Raw genomic sequence first — 24876 nt, forward strand, 5'->3', positions numbered from 1 at the left:
ATTTAATGTTTTTCGAAATAATTAACTTTTTGACCATATCTAATCATTTTTTTCGTCATTTCATCCGTAATATTATTCCATACAAAACCCGTTTTTCTTAACAGCATATTCGTTTTATCCCCCATTATATGGAATAATGTTTGTTCGACATCATTAAATGTTTTCAATTCATCTCCTATACAATGCAGCTGTAAATTATATATATCTGATGCATATTGATTAAATTGCTTTTCATCAAAGATATAATCTATAAATTTATCAATTGAAGTTTCTTTTACATCTATGTCTAATCCATACGTTGTTAAAAGAGCTGATAAGCTTACATAGTTAGGATTGAAAATGTGATGAGTCTCATTCATTAATTCTTTTTTATTAAACAACTTAATAATTGCCTGACTAACATCATTCACACATGCAAAATCTATATCTCTTTCCATTTCTGGAACCAATCCAATTCTTATATATGATTTCATCATTGAGTATAATGCATTCTGCTCTATGTTTTCTTGAAACCTTCCTGTTTTAGAATCAAAACCAATGTTTCCCACCCGAAAAACATTTACATTTATTCCCTTATCTCTCGTTTCCAGTACAATCTTTTCAGCTTCTAACTTTGTCTTTGGATAAGGATTTTCAATAATTTGCCCTAAATCATTATCATACTCCGTATACAATATATCTTCGTTATTCTTTACTACACCAGAAGCTACAGCCAATGTAGAAATATGATTCACATCTTTCTTTACTCCCTTAAGCGAAAAATCAATTACATTTCTCGTAGCTAGAACGTTTGCTTCATAGGATTTTTCATATTTCCCATAATGACTAACACTGCCTGCTGAATGTATAATACATTGGATTGTTTCACTCAAATATTGATAGTTCGGCAAATCTAAGCCCATATATTTTTTTGTCAGGTCGCCACTATATACAAAAATTCTTTTCTTATACTTATCATAAAAAGATGTTCCAAAATAAGAGCAAACTTTTTCTTTAATGCGATTTTCTGCTTTTATACAATTGTCACTTCTTACAATCAAATGTACATTGCAATCTAATTCAGTTAATAAATCATGTAATAAGTAAACGCCCAAATATCCCGTGCTTCCTGTCAATAGAACTTCCTTATAACCGGTTTGGCAAGAAAGGTTGATTTCGTAATACTTTTTGTTTCTATCATCATATAAACTTCGTATCGCTATGTCGCCTCTTATCTTCTCCTCCATTAACCGATGCCTTTCTCCTCTAGCAATCAGATAAGTTGCTAATGCATCTGGAATGGTCTTCTCCTTTTTATATGTCATATGCTGCGCTAGATCAGAGACTCTAGGGTATTCAAATAAATGATTAATAGAAATATCAAAATCCTTCTGTAAGCTCGAAACAACATTGATAGCCGTTAATGAGCTACCTCCTAATTCAAAGAAATCATCATGGATACTAACTTGTTTTACTCCCGTAACTCTCTTATATGATTCTATAATTTTCCGCTGTTTATCATCTTTCGGAACAACATTCCTCTTTAGCTCTTCTACATAGTCACTTTGCGATAAAGGGGAACTCTCTTCCATTTCAATATCCTTAGAAAGGCTAAAGAACTGCCGTTCAAAAGGATACGTAGGGAGTGGAACACGATATCTTCTTTCTTGCGAAAAATACTTGGACCAGTTAATCTTCACGCCATGAATATGCAACTTACCAATATTTTGAAGCAAGTAATTGTCATCAAAAATTTTTTCTTTAGGATGCCTTACAGTATTAATAATTGGGCATTTTGATTCTCCTTGAGTATGTTGTCTAACAAAACTACTTAATGTTCTACCTGGTCCAACCTCCACAAAAATACTTTCCGTACCCGATAGTAGATGCTTAATGCCCTCAGAAAATTCCACTACATGTCGCAGATGATTCACCCAATAATCTGCACTTTTTGCTTGTTCTTCCGTAATCCATTCTCCTGTAGAATTGGATATAAATGGTATTTTAATGTCCTGGAAATTAATTTCTTTTAACTTCTTTCCATAGGTATCTAAAATTGAGTCCATCATGGATGAATGAAAGGCATGGGAAGTTGTAAGTTTTTTAAACTGAAAACCTTTCCTAATCAATTCCCCCTCAAAAGTATAGATTGCCTCATCAGAACCTGAGATTACGCATGATATTGGACTATTCACTGCGGCAATAGATACATCTTGATTCATTAGTGGTAAAATTTCATTTTCCGAAGCCATTACACTTATCATGCTGCCTTTAGGTAATTGTTGCATTAAGGTCGCCCGCTCATACACCAACTGAAGCGCTTGCTTTAATGAAAACACTCCCGCCAAACAAGCAGCCACATATTCCCCTATACTATGTCCAATCATGCCGTCCGGATAGATGCCCCATTCCATTAGTGTTTTTGCTAATGAGTATTCAAAAATAAATATTGCAGGCTGTGTATTAGATGTTTGATTTATATCATCTCTCATTCTAGCTTCCAGGTCCTTTGGATATAAGACTTCCTTCCAATCAATCCCACTAATCTCTTCTAAAATCTCACAACAAAGATTCACTTCATCTCGAAATCTCTTCTCTTCTTTATATAAATCCAATCCCATATTTACATATTGCGCACCCTGCCCGGGAAACATGAAAATTATTTGCTTACTACCGCCATCACAAATGTTAGTTTGAACCTTAGCAGAATTTTGAATAAAAAATTCTCGCTTCGCTTCCTCTATATCCGAAACCACTAATGCTCTTCGATATTTTAAATTTTTCCTTCCATTTAAAAGTGTATAAGCTACATCAGCCAAATTCACATTATTGTTATGATTTAAATATTCAGCTAACTTTTTAGTTTGCTCTTCAAGAGATTTTTTCGTTTGTGCAGAAAAAGAAAGTAATTGATATCTCCTACTCCGCTCAGAAGCTTCTCTTTGGGGAGGTTCCTCAAGTACAACATGGGCATTTGTTCCTCCCATACCAAATGAACTTACTCCTGCTCTTAAAGGAAACTCTTGGTTCTTCCATTCCGCCAATGTATCCTGTACATAAAATGGACTATTACCAAAATTAATTTTTTCATTTGCTTTCTCGTAGTTAATGCTTGGTGGAATCATGCGATTCTCCAAAGCAACTACAGTTTTTATCAAACCTGCTATACCTGCAGCGTTATCAAGATGACCAATATTCCCTTTAACCGATCCAATACCACAAAAATTATTCTTCTCTGTATTAAATGCCAACTTCAAGGCTTCAACCTCAATCGGGTCACCTAGCATTGTTCCAGTACCATGAGCCTCTACATATGATATACTTTCAGATTCTACCTCGGCCATGTGATGAGCTGCTCTAATAACAGCAGCTTGTCCTTCTACACTTGGCGCATTAAAACTAACCTTATCAGCGCCATCATTATTTATTGCGGATCCTTTCACAACAGCATGGATGAAATCTCCATCAGCAATCGCATCCTCCATACGCTTCAAAACAACAATTCCCGCTCCATTTCCATTGACCGTTCCCCTAGCATTATCATCAAAAGGTCTACAGTGTCCATCTGGTGAAAGAATCATGCCATCCTTGTATAAATACCCTCTTTTCTCAGGTAATGTAAGTGAAACCCCTCCAGCCAAAGCAATGTCACAATCTCCACTTAATAGAGCTTGACATGCCAAGTGCACAGCAACCAATGAAGAGGAACATGCAGTTTGAACTGTATAACTAGGACCTTTCAAATTTAATTTATGTGATAATCTGGTGCCGAAAAATTGAGAACCATTTAAAAATTCTGCTTCTTTTATAAAATCTTTCGCTCCATCATATACCGCTTCTAACCAATATAAGTTTGTAGATGCTCCAATATAAGTACCAATTAAACCATTAAAGGTATCCGAAAAGTAAGCACTACTCTCTAATGCTTCCCAAGCACACTCGTGCAAAATTTTCAGCTGTGGATCCATTACCTCTAATTCCCTAGGTGAGTAATTAAATAATTTATTGTCGAACCATTCTGTTCCTGTAATAGCCCCACCAGCCTTTATATAATTGGGATTTTGGATCGTTTCTAGATCAATTCCTCCTTTCTGTAACTCCTTATCTGTGAAGAAAGTTACCGATTCTACACCATTCTTCAAATTTTCCCAGAATTCATTTATAGTATCTCCACCAGGAAATCTGCAAGACATTCCAATAATAGCAATCTCTATACCATTTCTTATCGGTTCCTGTGCACTATCATTCATTCGAATCCCTCTTTCTTTGACGTCTTTGTTTTAACCTATTTTTCGATTCCTTTATTACCTGAACTCTATTTGAATTCATTTTTTCCTGTACCCTGCTCTCAGCGGTCATCTTTAATTGCTGGGATAGAGAATAAATTGTAGGATATCTAAATAGCATCATTACAGTTATGTCGATGTTCAAATCATTTTTCAACCGTTCATTTATTTGAATAATATTCAGTGAATTCCCACCAAGTTCGAAGAAATGATCATAAATACCGACCTGATTTACCCCAAGTACCTGTTTCCAGATCTCCGCTATCATTTTTTCTAGATTCGTTCCAGGTGCTATATAAGTAGTACCTAACGATATATAATTCTCATCATCCCTTTCTTGCAAGGCTCTTACGTCGACTTTGTCGTTATTCGTTACAGGCATACTCTCTAATTGCACAAAATGTGACGGAATCATATATTCAGGTAACTTATTCCTCAAATACTCCCTTAATTCTGTACTGGTAACCTCTTGGTTTGTAATTAGATACGCACACAAATAGCTTTCATTACTTTGATTTTGTTTCGCAACAACAATTGCATTATCAATATATTCATGATTTAAAATGTGGTTTTTTATTTCATCTGGCTCTACTCGGACTCCCTTAACCTTTACCTGATGGTCAATCCTTCCAATATACTCAATGTCCCCATTAGGGAGCCACCTTGTAAGGTCTCCCGTTTTATACATTTTCTCACCTGGAATAAATGGATTGGACATAAATTTTTCATCTGTCAAATCTGACTTATTGATATATCCCCTTCCTACACCTGCCCCAGCAATATATAACTCCCCAGTCACACCAATAGGTACAGGATAATAATCTTGATTTAAAATATATGCCCTATAGTTACTTAGAGGCTTACCTATTGGTATGCTCGAACCCTCTTCATTTTCACGACAAATATAGTATGTTGAAAAAATCGTCGTCTCGGTTGGACCATACAGATTAATAATCATCTCAGCATTAACAGTACTCTTTAATTGATCATAAAGACTCTTTGTAAAGACCTCACCGGCTACAAGAACATAGTTAAGAGGTTGACTTATGACAATATTATCTATTAAAACTTTCAAATGGGTAGGTACAGCGCCCAAGACATTAATTTTGTTTTTCTCAATAAAGTTCCACATATTTCTTGGCCCAGCGATTAGCTCTTCCTCAGGAATATATAACCTACCCCCAGAGAGAATCGGGAGAAGGATTTGTTGAACAGAAACATCGAATGTGATTTTTGCTAGCAATAAATGATTCATTTCTTGATTAAATTTTAATTTCCGAATGAGTCCTATCAACTGATTCACAATATTCTTGTGTTCGACCATAACCCCTTTAGGGTTACCGGTTGTTCCAGAGGTATAAATTACATATGCCAAATCGTCGGGCTGGTTTATGTTTTCAAGATAACAACCATCTTCTTTACAGTTTATTTCATCATCCAACCTAATTACTTCCTGTTCAAAAGTAAAGCGTTCCTTCATATTATTTCGGGCCAGAACCAACTGACAATCACTGTCTCTCAAAAAATATTTTATCCTGCTTATTGGAAGAGTGGGATCAATCGGTAAAAATGCCCCTCCTGCTTTTAGCACACTGAGAACTCCTATGACCATTTCTAAGGAAGGCTCTGCAATAAGTCCAACAACGCTATTTCTTTGCACTCCCTTTTTTCTTAAAGTGCGGGCCAGTTGATTTGCCCTTGCATCCAGCTCAGAGTACGTTAGTGTCATTTCTTTATACACGATGGCATTTTCTGATGGACCTTCTTTCACTTTCTGCTCAAATATCTCATGCACCGTCATTTGATACGAATATTCATCCGTCGTATTATTAAATTCATAAAGAACGGTTTTCATCTCTGATTCAGACATCATCTGGATATCTTGTAATGGTATATCCATCTTTTCGGTAATCTCATCAAGTAGATAAATAAAATGTTCTGCTAATCTTTGTACTGTATCCTTCTTGAATATATCCTTACGATACTTCCACTTAAAATGCATATCTTCATTAATTTCTAATACATGAATGAACATATCAAATTGAGTCATACTACTTTCAAATGGGAATTTTCGGAAAGTTAATTCCCCTTTATCCTTAAAGAAATACTCATCATTATCCAAAGAAAACATAATATCAAATATTGGATTTCTCCCTGTATTTCGATAAGCATCTACTTGATTTACTAACAATTCAAACGGATATTCCTCATGATCAATGGCTTTTATTGTATTATCCTTCACTTCATCCAGAAAATTCAGAAATGTTTTTTTACGACATGGGAAATTTCTTATTACTACCGTATTCACAAACATACCAATAGTCCGTTCCAAACCTGGACGAGATCGGCCAGCTGTAGGGGTACCAATCGTAATATCTTCTTGACCCGTATATTTTAAAAACAATACATTTAAAGCAGCAAGTAGCACCGTATATAGGGTTGTCCCATTCTCCTTCGCTATCTTTTTCAAACGCTTTGTCAAATCGTATCCCGCCATAATTGGTACATAATCACTATCATAAAGTTGCACCGGGTGTCGTGGATAATCTGTATTTAACTCCAGTAATGGAGGTTCATCTTTAAATATGTTTAGCCAATACTTTTCTTTACTCTTAAAATCATCAGTCTGAAAAAATTCTGCCTGCCATACTGCATAGTCTCTATATTGTAATTTAATCGGAGGCAAATCTTTATTTAAATAACTATCATAAAATTCCTCCATAATTATGTCCATCGATATACCATCAAAGACAATATGGTGAGCATCAGTTAACAGCAAATGCTTATTTTCTCTGATTTTAATAACTTTGATTCTAAATAGAGGAGGTTGTCCCAGATTAAAAGGTGTAGCAAACCCATGTACATACTCCATTAATTCTTCTTCCGATGCTTCAACGATATCAACAATAACCTTTAATTTAGGATGTACATACTGCACCACTTGTCCATTGATGAATGAAAACGATGTACGTAAAGATTCATGACGATCAACAAGATGTTGGAAAGCTCTCACCAACATATCATATTCGAGATCACCCTCTATGATTGTCCCCGACGGTAAATTATAAGCTACTGAATCACGATTAAGTTGCCACATAATAAATAGCCTTTTTTGCTGTGATGAAACAGGATAGTATTCTCTTGCTTCAACAGGTAATATAATTGAACTTTTATGTTGTTCCCCATCCAGTATTAGAGTTGTAAATTCTTTTATAGTTGGCTTTTTAAACATTTCACTTAAGTGTATATTCACGTCAAATTCTTGGTTAACTTTCAATATAATCGAAGCAGCATTTAAAGAATGCCCACCTAACTCAAAAAAATTATCATACACTCCTATCTTTTGAATATTAAGAACATCTCTCCATATATGTGCAACCTTTTTTTCCAATTCGCCTTCTGGTGCAACATAGTCGAAGTCTGATACTGGATCCAAGTTGGACACTGGCAATGCTTTACGATCAATTTTCCCGTTTTGATTGAGTGGCATTTTTTTCAGTTGAGTGAAGTAGGTTGGCACCATGAAATTCGGCAAACTTTTAATAAGGAAATTTCTTAATTCTGAGTTTGTTATATTCACATTGGCAACAAAATAAGCACTTAATACTTTCGTACCGAAAGTATCTTCGATTGCAACAACAACAACCTCATCTACATCTGGATGCTTCATAAGACCAGTCTCTATCTCCCCAACTTCTACCCGAAACCCCCTTATTTTCGTAAGATTATCTTTCCTTCCAATAAATTCAATATTCCCATCAGGCATCCACCTTGCCATATCTCCTGTTTTATAAACTTTTTTTTCGGTAATTTTCGGAAACTCTACAAATTTTTCTCTCGTTAAATCTGGAGCATTATAATACCCACGTGCCAATCCAACCCCAGCAATACACAGTTCTCCTGTTACACCAATAGGTACAAGATTCATTTCTTGATCAACAATGTATATTTCGACATTATTAAGAGGCTTCCCGATTGGAATCACCTTCAATTGTTCTATCTCTTGATTACTAATTCTATAGAAAGCGGCTAAATCCGTGCATTCCGTGGGACCATACGTATTTATAATTTCGCTCTTGAAATTTATTGATTTAACTAAAGGTTTGAGTTTTTTACAATTTATTGATTCACCACCTAAAAAAATACGCTTCAACGTGATTAACCTGCTAAAATTAGTTCTCTCATTATAATCAACCAATGGATAAAAACCACTTGGGGTACAATTAACGCTCGTGATTTTATGAATATTTATATAATCAGACATTTTATTGTAATCATACATACCTGACTCAAAAAGGTGCAATCGCCCCCCTTTTATCAATGGAGCAAATAAATTTTTATGCGCTGTATCGAAACTAATTGGGGCAATTAATAATACATTATCGGTTGGATTCATATCAAATTCATTGGTATACCAGTTGAGCAAATTCATAAATGAATTTCTTTTCACCATAACTCCTTTAGGGTCACCAGTGCTTCCAGATGTATAAAGAACATACATTAAGCTCTCTAATGGGATTTTCAATTCTAAATTCCCACTCATTTCTATAGGTGTACCGTCTCTCAAAGTTGTATCTATATCAATAAATCTAGTGTTTTCATTTATAAAATTAAATTCATTATTGCTGTACTTCAATATGATATCTACATTAGAATTACTTAGAAGATAATTAATTCGTTCATTTGGATAGTTTGGATCAATGGGTAAATATGCAGCTCCTGCCTTTAAAACACCTAATATACCAATTGGAAGTTCGAGCGATCTATCTAACATAATTCCTATTACAGAATCTTTTTTAGCTCCTAATTCAACTAATTTATGTGCTATATGATTTGCTCTTATATTTAATTCCTCGTAAGTTAAATTTTGATTTTGGTAAAAGACTGCTAGCTTATGGGGACTTTTAGCTACTTGAAATTCAAACAAGTCAACAACAGATTGATCCTTAGGAAAACCTGTTTTTGTGTTGTTAAACTCATTTAGAATACGATTTCTCTCATTGGATAAAATATCAATTTCAGAGAGCCTTATACTCGGATTAGCTACTACTGCTTTTAACAAATGAGTCAATTGATTTATAACTCTTTCAATCAAGTCTCCTACACTTTCTTTACAAGTGATACAACACTCTAGTTTATCTCCATGCCATGTAAAATTAAAGACGGTATCTGCATTTGTATAATGATTAGAAATATTATGTTGAATATTTTCAAACTGTATGACTGTACGAGGATTCAGTTTATTAGAATTTGCATTCTCATCTCCTAAAAGTTTTGCTAATCGCTTATGCGATACTTTCTGATTTTTATTTGCCTCTGTAATGTTTTGTTGTACTTTTAATAGAAGCTCTTTAAATGCCATATTACTATGGACATTACTTCTTATAATCAAAAGATGATCATAATATGCTGTGCCAGATTTTGATTGAATTACTGGCGTTCCAATAGAAATATCTTTACTATCCGTGTATATTGAGAGCAAATATTTCACACTAGCAATCAAAATGATAAGCATTCCATATTCAGAATGATTACTTATCTCACTAATTTTATGTGATATGTTTTCTGATAACCTATATGTAAATATTTTTTCTTCCTGATTTTTCACACCAACTTTTTTATTAAAATTTACAAAACTACTCATTTCTAAATCCGTTGATAGTTGATCCAACCAAAACTTCTCCTCTTTAGTTAACAAATCTGCATTATAAACATCATTGCTCATAATAATCTCCTCTCCCAACCAATGTTGAATTAATAAGATTTATAATATCAATGTAATTTTCATTAATAAAAAAGTGATCTCCTGGATAGCCATAAACAACAGTATCTCTCGAAGTAAACTCACACCATTTTTTCATGTATTCCTCAGTAACATCATCCAGCTTACCGTACATTGCAGTAATACACGTATTTAACTTGTACAATTCATTACTGAATTTATATTCTTCTATCAATTTAAAGTCAGATCTTAAAATTGGGATAAATATATCCATTAACTGCTGATTATTAAGAATTTCTTTTGGAGTACCATTTAAATTTAATATCACATCTTTAAATTCTTTTTCTGGTAAGTTAGACACTTTTTGTTCTCTAATAAAATTTGGGGGCTTTACACCTGATAGAAAAATATGCACAGGAGCATTAAGATTTCTACTTTCTATTTCCTTACAAAGTTCATAAGCGATAAGCCCGCCCATACTGTGACCAAAAAACGCGTAATCGCAATTACCTACAACTCTATATATACATTCGAATATATCATTAATCGCGTGATTCATATCATCATAACAATCTTCTTGAAATCTTTTACCCCTTCCTGCGTATTGAATTGGTTTCAATTCAATACTAGGATGTAAGTAATTTTTCCACTTACTATATATCGAACCGGATCCACCAGCATAAGGAAAACAAAAAAGCATCGTGTTATTCATATACTCTCCTTTCCTATGAATCAAAATTATTTACTAAATTTTAAAAGGCTCTATAGAACTTAATTAGCCACCTAACATCTCCTAATTTTTTTTATTAATCTAGCTCCCATTTATATTTTAGGGTGCAATCAGGAATTATCTTTGGTAAACCATTAAATTTCCATACAGCCTATGTAGCACAACATGTATAATGATCTATTTCCCTTTCACTTTATTCCAAAATGGTATCCGTCCTTGTATATCATCTATTACAGAAGAGAATCCTGGTGCAGTGGAAAAAAAGAACCCTGTACAATGATGCGCTTTTTGATATTCTTCATCTTTCATTAAAATAAGATGAGCCTTCTTTATATTAAAGTGTGGAACAGCAGGGAACAAGTGATGTACCAAATGGTATGAGTTTCTATGAGGATGAATGAGAAAACGCTCAAAAAAATTCCCAAAAGAATTTCTTGATGCAAATATCTCATTTTCCGATTCTAGTCCTGCATGTTCGGCCATTTCAGCCCAATATTTTAACATTTGAAAAGTTGTTAAAAACGGAACTACCCAAAATAAAATCAACTCTTGCCAGAAACCGAAAACAATTGAACAAATAATGATAGCGCCCCAATATAGAGTCCTGATTATTTGATCAAATCTAGGTTCCTCTTTTGCATATGCTGTTACTTTGATCATTCCAATCAAATAATTCGGCACATGTACTAAGAACAAAGGCTTTAAGCAATGCTGAATAAAAAATTCCATTTTATTTTTAGTCGGTTTATCTAACCCAACAATTTGATACCTTTGCTTATCAGGGTCTATCTCACTCCATAAATACCTGTGGTGATTCATGTGACTCTTACAATATGCTTTATAAGAAATCATTATCGGATAAGCAGCAAAGAAACATGCAACCCACTTATTTAATTTACGATTTTTAAAAAGCATACGATGACTTGACTCATGCATCATAATATCAAGGCCACGCATACGGCTACCAATGATAACAATACTAATCAAATACATCCACATAGTAGGGATAAAATAATTCAATGCAATTACTAAGGACACAATACCCCAATCCAATCCTATGGCAAAAAAATTATACCAATTGTTGGTTTTTTGTAATTCGCGAATTTCCAAGTTGATTTCTTTCGAAAAACGATGCTTCTCTAACTCTTTCTTTTGACTTTCCCCTAAATCGGTAGTTCCTCTAATCATATTATTAACTCCTTTATATAGAAATTAATGCTGTTGATTTATATCAGGAATCCTTCATTTAAATCCTTAACAAACACCCTTAGGCTCTCAAAATTTATACTCTAATTAATCATTTAAAGCGAACAATCCAACAGTTTTTATAAGCATATTAACTCTTAGTTAAATATTCATATCCTTTTTTATTTTGTAGGTATCAAAAAACATCCATGAATCTCAAAAACTAAATCTTTTTTTCAGAAATTAATTTATCAATCCCACTTTTAAGAGGAACTACATTTCGTTCCACATTAGACATAATATGGAATTGCATCTTAGACTTTGCATTTACAGATGAATGAACCCTCACACCTGGATCAAATCCAAATACAAAATATTTGAGAACCTCATCATTTTCCATTGAAATCCAAACACCATATCCATAATGTAAACTATTATTTTTCACATAAGGAGTTAACAACTGATTAGTGTACTCTTTATTTAGGAGTTTCCCATTAAATAATCCATTCCAAAATTCTCCTAAATCTAAAACTGTTGTAAAAGCCCCTCCATCTGGCCCACCAACTATAGGGACCGAATAGATATTAGTTCTCCAAGTGTTATCATCTTTATTATCTATATATCCAAGTGCAGTTCGTTCCGGCAGTTGATCCATCCGGAAATATCCTGAATCTGACATGCCACAAACCTGAAATATATTCTCTTTTACATATTCTGCAAACTTCATCCCTGTCAATTTTTCTACAATCAACCCAAGTAAAATATAACCTGCATTACTATAAGAAAATTTACTTCCAGGATTAAACTTCATATGATAATTTTGAAACATAGGCAGAAAATCTGCAGGAGATTTAATAGAATACATTGGGGTATCCTTCCATAAATCTTCAAAATCATCCATTTCTTCTTCATCAAAATAATCTGGTATGCCCGAAGTATGAGTTAATAAATGATGAATTGTAATGCCTTCATAAAAATGTGGGAATGAGTCTTCTAAACACTCTTTCAAACAGGTATCAAAAGTTAAAACACCCTTTTCAACTAATTGACATATTGCCACTGCAGTGAAAATTTTACACCCAGAAGCCATACCAAACCGAGTACGTGATGTATTAAAAATTTGTTCACTTCTATTCGCATATCCAAATCCATCTTCAAAGATCTTTTTTTTATTTTGAATTAAAATCGCACCTGAGAATGGTAATTTATCATCATAATTCTTTATAAATTCTTTTATTTCTCCAGAAATTATCACTTACCCAATCCCCTTTTATTTTTCTGATTTTTCCAACTATTAAACAGGATTAATTGTAACTTCATTTAATTTTCAAAGCAATCTAAAATACATAACAAACCTTGAGAAACTTTTTTAATAATTGAATTGACTTCAAAAAAAAAATAAAACATAAGTTTGTTCATTTCTTCAAAATAGCTATACAATAACACTTAATATAATTCACATGATTTCTCAATAAATCTTATATCGCTCTCTATAATTTAATGGTAGTTGATAAATAATAAAATTAATTATACATTTAAATTCTCTTGAGACTATTATTTATATTGTTAGTGAGGTCATTATGAAAAAAATTGATAGTTACTTAGAAATTATTGCAGTTAAATTAGGAATTTTACTACCCTACAAAGACATAGAGCTGAAACTCACAGAATTACCTAAAAATGAAAGGGAAAGAATTTTAAGATTTCATAAATTAGAAGATCAACAAAGAACATTATTAGCTCATCTATGCATCAGAAAACGTTTGCAAAGATTATTGCTCATACCTGCAGATACTATCTCTATTAAAAGAGATCGAACAGGCCGCCCTTTTTTAAATAAATATCATGGTTGGAAGGGGGATTTTAATTTATCTCATTCTGAAGAATGGATTATATGTGGACTTGCTTCAACTGGACGAATTGGTGTAGACATTGAAAAAATTCAACCTATAGATCTTTCCGTAACCGAACTATGCTTTACTCAAGAAGAAATTGACTATTTTCAGTATATTCCTCACGATAGACAGTTATCGTTTTTCTTTGATATTTGGACTCTAAAAGAATCATTTGTTAAAGCAATTGGAAAAGGACTTCTATATCCATTAGATAGTTTTGGCTTCAATATGGACGATTGGTCCCAAAATAAAATAACCTTACGGAACACTAATTCCGATTTTAGTCAATTCTATTTCTGCCTAAATCGGTTAGAGCAAAATTACACTATCGCGGTTTGTTATACAGATTTGGAACAGATAAACAATTCATCTATAAAGATACTAGATTATTCTGAGTTCCTATAATTATTTTACGTTTTTTCTAGAGCAATGATACACCCGTCGTTATAAAAAACTGAAAATACAGAAAAATAACAACTTATAATAATCACTTTAATTATTATAAGCTCAATCTTTTTTAAGTTCATATTTTATTACGTTTTATCTTCTGTATCCAAAAATATTTTAAGCTTCAATCATCGTATAACAATTTAAAAATCACCTATATTGGAGGATTATTAGAATGAGTATTTTAAAGTCATATTGCTCAAGTGAATATAGTACGTTAAAAAAAGTTGTACTATGCGAACCATTATATATGAATATTTCTAGCGGTATAAACAAGACCCAAAAATATTTTATCAATTTAGGCTTTAATGTAAATCTAGCGAGAGAACAATACTCAAAATTTATTGATATACTTAAAGAAAATAGAATACACACTTTAATGCTACCTCCTGAAGTACGCTTTCCCGAACAAGTTTTCACGAGAGATATCGGTTTTACTGTAGGGGAAACTGTTTTCATTTCTAACATGAAAAATGAAGTTCGTAAAGGAGAAGAGCAAATTTTCAAGAAAATATTATTAGAAAAAGATATTACTTATATAGATTGTATTAATAGTCATATAGAAGGCGGCGACGTCATTATCGATCAAGATATTGTATATATTGGCGTAAGCAATCGAACGTTATTTAACTCTGTAATAAAACTTCAACAGTTGCTCACACACTATAAAATAATTCCTGTTCCTTTTTCCAAAGATTTTTTACATTTAGATTGTGTTTTTAATATCATTTCAAAGGAAGAAGCCTTAATATATCCACATGCATTTAGTAATAGTACATTAAAAATGTTATCAGATCGTTATAATTTAATAGAAGTATCTAAAAAAGAGCAATTTACTTTAGCAACCAATGTATTATCTTTAGGCAATAAAAAGATGATTAGTTTACCCATTAATACTACAACAAATAAAGAGCTGAGACTTAGAGGTTATGAGGTTATTGAAATCGACTTTGGAGAAATTATAAAATCTGGCGGATCTTTTCGCTGCTGCACTCTTCCTCTACAAAGGGGATGATTAAAAAACTAAAAATTAAAAGCTCACATTATAAAGGTGTTACGTTATTACGTAACACCTTTTCTCAAGGATAAACTTCCTTTACTTCTCTTCCGGATAATCACAGTACTCAATGATTGTTCCCTCTGTATCCGCTGGGTTAAGATAAATTAATCGTCTACCATGTTTATTAATTCGAAGCGTATGTTCTAACGTTCGAATCCCTTGTTCCTTTAATTCTTCTAAAGCTACATCTAAATCGTCTACACGATACGCAACATGATGGACACCTTTCCCTTTTTGCTTTATAAATCGTGCTATTGGAGAAGTCGAATTATTCGTTGGCGCAAGTAATTCGATTCTATCACCATCAACTTCAAGAATAGCTACTTCGCTTTCAACACCAGGTGCTTCACTTACGTATCGATCTATTAAAGTTCCTGATAAAACCTTTTCATAAAACTGTATCGTACTATCTATATCACGAACTGCGATCCCGATATGGTCAATTGTTTTTTTCATTTTATTTCCCCTATTACTTTATTTTTTCTATTCTTATCAATAGTAACAAAAAAAGTTATAGAATCAAATTCTATAACTTTTTTCATTTAACTTATTTTCTTATTCGCACTAGCTGCTGGGCGAACTCCATTTTTCATTTTCACAACGCTAATGCCGTATCCAATTAATCCACCAATTACTGCTGGTAACACCCAGCCTAATCCAACCTCATGCATTGGAAGTAACTTAGTAAGAATATCGCTCACTACTGCTAATTTCACACCAGCAGCACTTAATCCATCAAACATACTTACAATAAATGTTACTAATAAACTTCCCTGATACACTTCAGCTCTTCCATTGAACAATGGGTGAAGGAACGTTAGGAAAATTAATACGATTGCTAATGGATAAATCGCTGTTAATACAGGAACTGAAATTGAGATTAATTGTGTTAAACCTACATTTGCAACAACTGCACTGAAAACTGATAACATAATTGCAATCGTTTTATATGGAATACTTGGGAATAGCTTATGGAAAAATGAAGAACACGCTGAGACAAGTCCAACACTAGTTGTTAAACACGCTGCTATAACCATTATACCTAATATAACTCCGCCATATGAACCAAAATAATAGCTTGAAACTTTTGCTAACACTGCACCACCGTTATCTAAGTGACCAAGTTTTGCAACACTTGAAGCTCCCATAAATGAAAGTGCTGAATAAATTATTGCTAAAATAGATGCAGCGATCAATGTTGCTTTTGCACAAACAATCATAATTTCTTTTTTTGTTTTTGCGCCCTTTTCTTTAATAGCATTGATAATGATAATACCAAATACGAATGATGCTAACGTATCCATTGTTAAGTATCCTTCTTGGAACCCTTTAAAGAATGCATGTGATGTATAAGCCTCTGCAGGTGCTTGCATTTCTCCCATTGGATGAATAAAAGCAAAGACTACCAAAATTCCAATAAACGTTAATTTAATTGGCGTCAAGATTTTTCCAACAATATCGACAATTTTCGCAGGATTTAGCGAAAAAAAACAAGTGATGCTAAAGAATACAATTGTAAAAAGAATTAGCGCTGTAGAACTTAAGCCTTCTGGCACGAAAGGCTTAATACCAATTTCATAAGAAACGCTTCCTGTTCTAGGAATAGCGAATAACGGACCGATTGCTAAGTATAAAACTGTCGTAAATACAATTCCGAATACTGGATGCACTCGGCTTGCTAATGACTGTAAATCTTCTTTACCTGAAATCCCAAATGCTAATACACCTAGTAATGGTAAACCTACTCCTGTTACTAAAAATCCAGCGTTAGCAATCCATACATTCTCACCAGCTGATTGACCAAGCATTGCTGGGAATATTAAATTCCCTGCTCCAAAAAATAGTGCAAATAACATTAATCCGATAACTACTATGAACGAAAACGGTACTTTATTCGCCATAATATAACCCCCATTCAAAATTTCTTATCTCATTTCCAATTTTAACTAATTGAATTTTCTGAATATTTAATTTAAGTATCAACTATTCTTGAACTCATTATAGTTTGTTATATAATATTTTGCAATACTATTTTCAAACTTTTCATTTATTTTATGAATATACATTTTTTAACATGGAAACTAGACTAAAAAACCAACATGGTCATCCATGTTGGTTTTACATTTACTATCATTAATTAAAATTTCGCCGCTACTTTCTTAACGTTATCTAAACCTTCTTCAACAATTTGCTGTGAACGATCTGGATATTGATTGTGTCCTTCAATTACAACTGTCTCTGGATTTGCAATTCCCCAGAACCCAAGTACGTTTGTAACGTAATTAACAGCCATTTCCATAGGAGCCATTTGTTCAGAAGAGTAATCTGAACCACGAGCACCTAAAACAACTACTTTCTTATCACCAACTAAACCTTCTGGACCGTTCGCTGTATATTTAAACGTTTTTCCCGCTTGAGAAAGATATGAAATATACGTGATTAATGGTGCTGGTACTGTAAAGTTCCATAATGGGAATGCAAATACTACTTTTTCAGCTTCTAAAAACTGGTTTAAGTACTTATCCACTGTAGCAACTGCCTTCTCTTCTTCAGCTGTTATCTCCATTCCTTGACTACGTTTATATCCACCTGAAATAGCGATATTTCCGTAATACGGAAGATCTAATGCGAATAAATCTAACTCCGTAATTTCTGTATTCGGATTTACTTCCTTATAAGCACTTACAAATGTTTCATACATTTTTGAACTAATCGCTTGCTCCGCTGGACGATCGTTCGCTTTTACAAATAATACTTTTGACATAGTTTTATTCTCCTCTACTTTTGTATTTTCTTCTTTTTTACCAAATAACGAGCTAAATAATCCCATTTTCTTCACCTAAACTTTCTTATCATATTCATTATTCATCATCATAAAAATTCTTATTCTAATAAAAAGTTCCAATAGATACCTTAACCTAAGTAACTCAAAACTTTTGTTATTTAATTACCTTATGTAAGTGATTGTAATACACACGCTTACTTTAGTCAAGTAACTTCTCAAAAATAAAAATATCTCGGATTAAAAATAATAAAGAAATATATTTCCTCATTCAAAATGATAAATTCGAAAACACATAAGTGAAATCCCTTGTATAATACAACTAGAGAGAGAAATTCATCTATAGAGAGGATTTATTAATGAGTACTTTAGAAAAGATTCAAACCTTTATCATTCTTGCAGCTGTTATATTCGGGGTTATATTAGGACAATTTAATATGATACATATGTATTCGGAAAAATTTATTGTTCCCTTCTTATTTTTCATGCTTTATGGATTATTCCTCAGCATCCCATTGAAAGAAATAAAAAATGGATTCCGTAATTTAAAATTCGCTGGAACGAGCCTCACCATTAATTTTTTATGGACACCTTTACTCGCTTGGGGGTTAGGAGCACTATTTCTTTCAGATCACCCGGCACTTTGGGTTGGATTTATTATGTTAATGGTTACTCCATGTACAGATTGGTACTTAATCTTTACTGAAATAGCAAAAGGAAATGTAGCACTTTCTACTGCAATTTTACCTGTAAATTTAATATTGCAAGTACTACTCCTTCCCATTTATTTATTTTTATTTGCTGGTGTCATGAAGACTGTAGCGTTTTCTGTTTTAGTGGAAAGCATTGTTATCGTAATCGTCTTACCATTTGTACTTGCACACGCTACAAAATTCATTATGAATAAAATGAAAAAAGCTGAAACACTCGAGAATAAACTCATTCCGTTTTTCAGCTCTGCGCAAATTGTATTTTTAAGTTTAGCAATAGTAGCGATGTTCGCCTCACAAGGTAAGTACTTATTACAAAATATGAATGTTGTTTTATTGTTACTTATACCAGTATTACTGTTCTTCATGATTAACTTTATACTAGGACAGTTTGTAGGACGTATGATGCATTTATCCTATGAAGACACTGCCAGCCTCAGCTTAACAACATTAGCGAGAAACTCGCCTGTTGCACTCGCTATTGCTGTAACAGCTTTTCCAGACGAGCCTCTTATTGCACTTGCACTCGTTATTGGGCCGTTAATTGAGTTGCCCGTTCTGACTTGTGTTTCACAAGTGTTATTGCTTATCAAGAAAAAGCAGCAATACACATAAAAAAGCGTCCTACTTTGGGACGTTTTTTTTGTCGAGAAATTATAGAAGTAACGATAATTATCGGCTTTAAGGATTTTATACGTTATAGAAAATTAATTTATCGTTACATTAACAAAGTCTTTCTAATTAAACATTATAGGAAAAGTAAATATAACGAAAGCTGCCCAAAGTCCGTAGATTGGCAAATACTTCGTAACAGCATCTTGGATAGCTGTCGGTCCTGATTTATTTTGTAGAAAACGCATATAGGAAAACATAATCCAAATGAGATTCGCCCAAATCAGTATGTTTACGCCTAAAACAGCAAGTCTATTAGGTGTAATCCCGAAAGAAGAAAGTCTGAATACGATAGCTGACAAAGCGACAGTGTCAATAATAAGCGCCAGAACAATTAAGGCAAAATTTATATAATCTGAAATGCTCTTTTTCTCATCTGAATCACTCTCAACGATAGAAAATATAGTAACAGCCAGTACACCAAGGAGTATTCCGTTGAAGGCCATTAGGAAATTGCGGTCCAAGAACGGATTTTTCCCGACCCATATAACCGTTATAAGATAGATCAACAATGTGATCAGGACGAGAGGACTAAAAATTTTAGATATGTATGGTGTAATATTTTTAGCAAGTTTAAGATTCAATGATACTAAGTATGCAGCCACTACAGCGAGAGCGGCAGCTCCAAATAAAACAACATTACTAAAATAGAATTCTCCTATATCCAAGTCAACAAAGCTAAATAATCGCATAGTGAATACTGCTAGTATCATTCCGCTCACTGCCATGCTCGCGTAGAGAAGACAATATTCTAAATTAAATTTAATATAAGCTAATCTCGTACTGCCTTTTGAATATTCATTTCCCGTAAACGCAAGTCCCAATAAGACCCATAACAATATAGGAAGATGTAAATAAGCAAGGATACTGCTGTCTTTATAATTTAATGGCAACATATTAAGATACAACCCGGAAATCAGGAATAACGATGCAAGGAAATAAATAATACTTTTTTCCGGAGTATTATTGTAAACAAAATAGGCAGCGATAAAGGGAATTATACCAAAAGCCAGGTTAATTGGAGCAATTGCTTCCTGCTCGACAAAGTGGAAAATGATTCTAGTGCTTATCCCAGCTAGAATAGCTAACATGCCCATGAATAAGAAACCTTTTTGAAACAGCGATATTTTTTCTTTATTTGCCGTCTCCTTGAAATGCAATCTTTCATACCAAGTAGCTAGCACCTGAGAATCAGGGTTTTCATCCCATGCTTGTGAGAATGATTTTTTAAAAGCTTTCGGGTCTTTTCTATACATTCTCTCCAGCTCATGAGGCTTATCAATATTTTCAATAATTAAATTGTTAATGTCCATAGTTATACCTCCTCTAATTTTAAAAACAACGCTGTTACCTTTTCCATAAAAAGCACCTCACTTATTTATTCTGATTTTGATTTTATTATATATTTTATTGTTTTACAATAAAATTTTATTATTTTATATAATATTTTTGTTGTATATTTTTATTCCAAGCAAAAACAAAAAGCATTCCTCATTCAAAGAAATGCTCTATAACTTTTTATAAACATCGGTGTAAGCTACTTTCAGCTGTTCTCTTCATTGCTTGTTTTTATTTTCTAATTTCTTATTTTTCCTTTATATAAAAGAAATGATATAAACGTCCAATTTAATAACACCTTTTCAAACAATTATTTCAAATAAATTTTAGTGCTAGTATACAAAACTCTGTAATTATAAAATAAAAAAGCATGACATAAAATTGTCATGCTTTTTCTTTTATATCTATATTTTTAAACCTAATACAGAACATTTTACTCGGGAAAGAGCTTTTTCATTTGTTGAAACCACTTATGTCCTTATATAAAAAGCTCTTTACTAATAAGTAATGTAATTACTGCGTTTTTCAAATTAGTAAAGAACTTTTTATCCCGGCTCAATTTTTCGTAAGATGTCTTTATTACTTGATTGAAGGCTATTTTTGCTTTGTTCATATCTCCTAATCAACCATTTCCCAAAATTGAGATGCTACTTTGGAAATTCTTTGGTCTTTTAATTTTACTATTACAGGCTCTAACTGAAAATCAAATTGTTTCAATTCAAAAAGCGTTGTATGTTCTAAAAATGATGATGTGTAATCCATTCTTGGAATAACGGATAATCCTAGTCCTCTACTAACAAGTGCTACAACCATCCTTATATCTTTACACTCGATAATGATATTTGGCTTGACTTGATGTTCATCAAATACTTTGAAAAGGTCTTCATTGAAGGAGAGTCCTTCCATTGCTCCTAGCATAATGAATGGAAACTGGGCAATCTGTTCAATCGTCACATACTGTGATGAAAACGATGTTGCCCAACTTGATGGAATAATCACAGCGGTTGGTTGTTTTTTTAATATTTTCATCTCATATTGTTCACTATTGCCCAATCGTAAAAGTAAGGCAACATCAATTTCTCTTTGTTCTAATCTTTTTAATAATTCTTCTGAATTTCCAGTTACTATTTTTATTTTGACATTAGGGTATTGTGTTCTAAACGTACTAACATAGTCAATGAGCATATTCGAACATGTAGACGATACACCGATACTTACTGTTCCGCCTATACCTTGTTCAATTTCTTGAATTTTCTGCTTTACATCTTGAATTTGCATTAACATTTGATTGGCATATTGGTATAGTATTTCACCTGTTGCTGTAAGCTCCCATTTTTGACGATATCGATGAATTAAAGTTGTGCCAAGATCAGTTTCAAGCTTTTTTAATAATTGGCTAAGTGGGGGCTGCGCGATATGGAGCACTTCTGCTGCCTTAGAAATGCTTCCTTGTTTCACAATTTCTTTAAAGTAATATAATTGCCTGAAATCCATTGTATCTCTCCGTCATATGTTTTTTGATATAATTAGTTTATCATATATATATTTTTCATATGTCGAATTTAGCGTTATATTTAATTCTATAGCTATAGTCTTTATATTGCTAATATTAACTAGAAAGTGAGAGATACTATGAATCATTGGAGTAGAACCTTGAAGCGCATCATCTTATACGTGCTCGGGTTATTTTTTATGTCGATTGGCATTAGCATGTCGATTCAAGCAGGATTTGGTGTATCGCCTGTGTCATCATTAGCATATGCAAGTACGCTAACGATTGGTTTATCGGTTGGTGTGACAATGGCGCTTGCAAATGTTTTATACATTATTATTCAAGTGATATTAAGTAAACGAATGGAGTTAAATGAATTTGTGAGTCAATTCATTATTTCGTTTTTATTTGGTTTTTTCATGGATGCAACGCTCTTCCTTGTACAACTTTTCCCTGCACCTGAAACTCTCCTTGCTCGAAGTGTATATTTGATTGTTAGTTTATTTGTTATAGCGGTCGGTTTAATGGGCTATACAACAGCGAAACTGCCATTAATGCCGTATGATGCGTTAACTTATGCAATTAGTGAAAAATTTAATTTAAAATTCGGTAAAGCAAAAATTTTGAGCGATTTAATAAACATTTGTGTGGCTGGTGCAATCTGTATAGTTTTCATTCAATCATTAGGCTCAATCGGAATCGGCACACTAATTGCCGCCTATTTTATCGGCAAAATTTTAGGGTGGATGCTACCGTATTATCAACCACCTCTCCAACAATGGGTATTTAAAACAGAAAAGGCTGTCTAAGGAATCATAATAAAGTACAGGAAAAATAGATGAATCAAATTCCTCAGCCGAAATCAAATAATGAATTTTACACCTTACCAAGTGCCAGTCCACATTAGGAATGGCACTTCTTTATTACTGCCTTTTCTTTGACCTTCTATCACTTTGGTTAAATGATAAAACAAACATTGTATTAAAACTAACCTGCCGTTTAGTTAAAGAAGGATCTTTAAACAACTTTTTTATATTTTAAAAAACTTTATTGCTACTTAACACTATTTCATACCATCTTTTCAAACAATTATTTCAAATAAATTTTAGTGCTAGTATACAAAACTCTGTAATTATAAAATAAAAAAGCATGACATAAAATTAATCTGTACCCTTTGTAAAGGACATTTTGAAAAAAGTTAGGCAACATCAAGGAGATGATTTCTGTATCCAACAGGAGTCATCTTTTTTAAATTCCATTGATATCTATAGTGATTATAGTACGTCATATATTTCTTAATCTCTTGTTTCAACTCAGTAAAAGACTCGCAAGGTTTTATATGTGCTTCATCTTTCAGATGACCAAAAAATGATTCCTGTGGAGCGTTATCCCAACAGTTTCCTCTTCTTGACATAGATTGTCCGAGCTTTAGCTTTTTGACTAATTTTTGGTAGGTAGGGCTTGTGTAGTGGGCTCCTTGATCTGAATGAATATATGCACCGTTAGTCAATCGAATCCTCTTATTCCGTTTTAGTTTATGAAGAGTTGTTGTTACGAGGTCTAATGTCATCTGTTCTGAAACATGGTAAGCTAAAATTTCATTGGTTGAGCTATCTAAAATTGTAGATAAATAAGCTCTTTTATTCTTACCGTAACGTAAACTAAATAAGTGATATCTGTAAGAAGTGTTTTTCCTGGGGTGTTTTGTTTAAATTCTCGATTTAATTGATTCGGCACTACTCGATGTTCTTTTGAAGCTTTCAGCATTCTTTTATAAGGGTTTGCTTTCCGAATCGGACAGACAATCTCATATTTCTTCATGATTCTACGGATACGCTTTAAATTGTAGACAACTTGAAAATGACCCGCCAATGTCATTTTTATTTGACGAGCCCCTTTCTTTCGATTTCTAAATCGAAGTGCTTTTAATATGATTTCTTTCACGATTTCATCTTGATCGTTCTTTTGTTTCCGTTGTTCTTGAGATGAAATGGAAAAATAATTATAGTATCCCGAACGGGATACACCAGCTACTTTACACAAGTAACTCACCATATTTCTTAAGTTATATTTTATGATGACAGAACAAATCAGGATATATTTCTGACTAGGTGATAACGTTATTTCCTTCTCATCCTCCCTTCCATAAGTTTGATCTTTTTTAACAATTCATTTTCTGCCTTTAGTAAGTTCCGTTCGGCTTCTAAACGAGCATACTTCTCTTCTAACGTAAGCTCTCTCTCAAGAGTTCTTCCCGCGTTTTCGGTGCGTGTATCTCGTAAACCAAATACACCATTTTTTCTGTAAGCAGCACGCCATCTACTTCCTGATGACATAATTCGTTTCATTCCAATCATATCTATATCAAAACCACATTCTTCAAAAATATTTCGGGGTAGTTTTCCTTTCGCATTCTCCTCAATAAAAATACGCTTAAATTCATCTGTATAAGTGATACCTTTCTGACTTACAGATTTTATATATGGGTTATTTGATAGAATTTGAATGTCTCTTTCTGTAAATAGCTTTTTTGTCATTTTAAACCTTCTCCGATTCCAATTTTCTCTCATTATACAAG

The 24876-nt window shown here is 33.0% G+C and carries 14 protein-coding genes and 1 pseudogene; 4 read left to right on the forward strand and 11 right to left on the reverse strand.

Going from position 1 to position 24876, the window contains the following annotated elements:
* Window positions 1–2: 2 nt before the first annotated feature.
* From NSS74_RS14400 to NSS74_RS14420, 5 genes are all read right to left on the reverse strand, one after another.
* Window positions 3–4229, reverse strand: a complete 4227-nt coding sequence (locus tag NSS74_RS14400) for a type I polyketide synthase (RefSeq protein ID WP_002141325.1) — start codon at window positions 4227–4229, stop codon at window positions 3–5.
* The gene (locus tag NSS74_RS14405) at window positions 4222–9990 is read right to left on the reverse strand and encodes a non-ribosomal peptide synthetase (RefSeq protein ID WP_002141324.1); all 5769 of its coding nucleotides are present in this window, start codon (window positions 9988–9990) and stop codon (window positions 4222–4224) included. The genes NSS74_RS14400 and NSS74_RS14405 overlap by 8 nt, the downstream gene beginning before the upstream one ends.
* Window positions 9980–10699, reverse strand: a complete 720-nt coding sequence (locus NSS74_RS14410; protein ID WP_002141321.1) for a thioesterase II family protein — start codon at window positions 10697–10699, stop codon at window positions 9980–9982. Before NSS74_RS14410 ends, NSS74_RS14405 begins: the two co-directional genes overlap by 11 nt.
* Window positions 10700–10894: 195 nt before the next feature.
* Entirely contained in the window at window positions 10895–11905 is a 1011-nt protein-coding gene (locus tag NSS74_RS14415) for a fatty acid desaturase family protein (RefSeq protein ID WP_002141320.1), read from the reverse strand.
* A gap of 220 nt (window positions 11906–12125) precedes the next feature.
* A complete protein-coding gene (locus NSS74_RS14420; protein WP_002141319.1) occupies window positions 12126–13157 on the reverse strand; it encodes a serine hydrolase domain-containing protein in 1032 nt (343 codons plus the stop codon).
* A gap of 325 nt (window positions 13158–13482) precedes the next feature.
* Here NSS74_RS14420 and NSS74_RS14425 point away from each other — a divergent pair, with 325 nt between their 5' ends.
* Entirely contained in the window at window positions 13483–14202 is a 720-nt protein-coding gene (locus tag NSS74_RS14425) for a 4'-phosphopantetheinyl transferase family protein (protein WP_002141318.1), read from the forward strand.
* Between the two features lie 217 nt (window positions 14203–14419).
* Complete coding sequence (locus NSS74_RS14430; RefSeq protein WP_002141317.1) at window positions 14420–15259, forward strand: dimethylarginine dimethylaminohydrolase family protein; 840 nt, start codon at window positions 14420–14422, stop codon at window positions 15257–15259.
* 81 nt (window positions 15260–15340) lie between these two features.
* On the opposite strand, the gene NSS74_RS14435 is transcribed toward NSS74_RS14430, so the two are convergent.
* The 3 genes from NSS74_RS14435 to NSS74_RS14445 form a co-directional block, all read right to left on the reverse strand.
* Window positions 15341–15760 carry a VOC family protein gene (locus NSS74_RS14435; RefSeq protein WP_002141316.1) on the reverse strand — a complete coding sequence of 140 codons (420 nt, stop codon included), beginning with the start codon at window positions 15758–15760 and terminating at the stop codon, window positions 15341–15343.
* An 86-nt stretch (window positions 15761–15846) separates the two neighbouring features.
* A complete protein-coding gene (brnQ, locus tag NSS74_RS14440) occupies window positions 15847–17205 on the reverse strand; it encodes a branched-chain amino acid transport system II carrier protein (RefSeq protein WP_002141315.1) in 1359 nt (452 codons plus the stop codon).
* Window positions 17206–17441: 236 nt separating this feature from the next.
* On the reverse strand, window positions 17442–18134 hold the full coding sequence (locus NSS74_RS14445) for an FMN-dependent NADH-azoreductase (RefSeq protein ID WP_002141314.1): 693 nt from the start codon (window positions 18132–18134) through the stop codon (window positions 17442–17444).
* A gap of 311 nt (window positions 18135–18445) precedes the next feature.
* On the opposite strand from NSS74_RS14445, the gene NSS74_RS14450 reads away from it, so the two are divergent.
* The gene (locus NSS74_RS14450) at window positions 18446–19411 is read left to right on the forward strand and encodes an arsenic resistance protein (protein ID WP_002141313.1); all 966 of its coding nucleotides are present in this window, start codon (window positions 18446–18448) and stop codon (window positions 19409–19411) included.
* Window positions 19412–19533: 122 nt separating this feature from the next.
* On the opposite strand, the gene NSS74_RS14455 is transcribed toward NSS74_RS14450, so the two are convergent.
* Window positions 19534–20781 (reverse strand): DUF4153 domain-containing protein, encoded by a 1248-nt coding sequence (locus NSS74_RS14455; RefSeq protein ID WP_002141312.1) that lies wholly within the window; start codon window positions 20779–20781, stop codon window positions 19534–19536.
* Window positions 20782–21424: 643 nt separating this feature from the next.
* Window positions 21425–22300, reverse strand: a complete 876-nt coding sequence (locus NSS74_RS14460; protein ID WP_002031259.1) for a LysR family transcriptional regulator — start codon at window positions 22298–22300, stop codon at window positions 21425–21427.
* Window positions 22301–22438: 138 nt separating this feature from the next.
* Between NSS74_RS14460 and NSS74_RS14465 the strand changes: the two genes are divergently transcribed.
* On the forward strand, window positions 22439–23107 hold the full coding sequence (locus NSS74_RS14465) for a YczE/YyaS/YitT family protein (RefSeq protein ID WP_033708993.1): 669 nt from the start codon (window positions 22439–22441) through the stop codon (window positions 23105–23107).
* Between the two features lie 389 nt (window positions 23108–23496).
* Here the strand turns inward: NSS74_RS14465 and NSS74_RS14470 are convergent.
* Window positions 23497–24835: pseudogene (locus NSS74_RS14470) on the reverse strand (IS3 family transposase).
* Window positions 24836–24876: the final 41 nt, after the last annotated feature.

It is taken from the genome of Bacillus sp. FSL E2-8868 (assembly GCF_038005505.1).
In the GTDB taxonomy this organism is placed as follows: domain Bacteria; phylum Bacillota; class Bacilli; order Bacillales; family Bacillaceae_G; genus Bacillus_A; species Bacillus_A mycoides.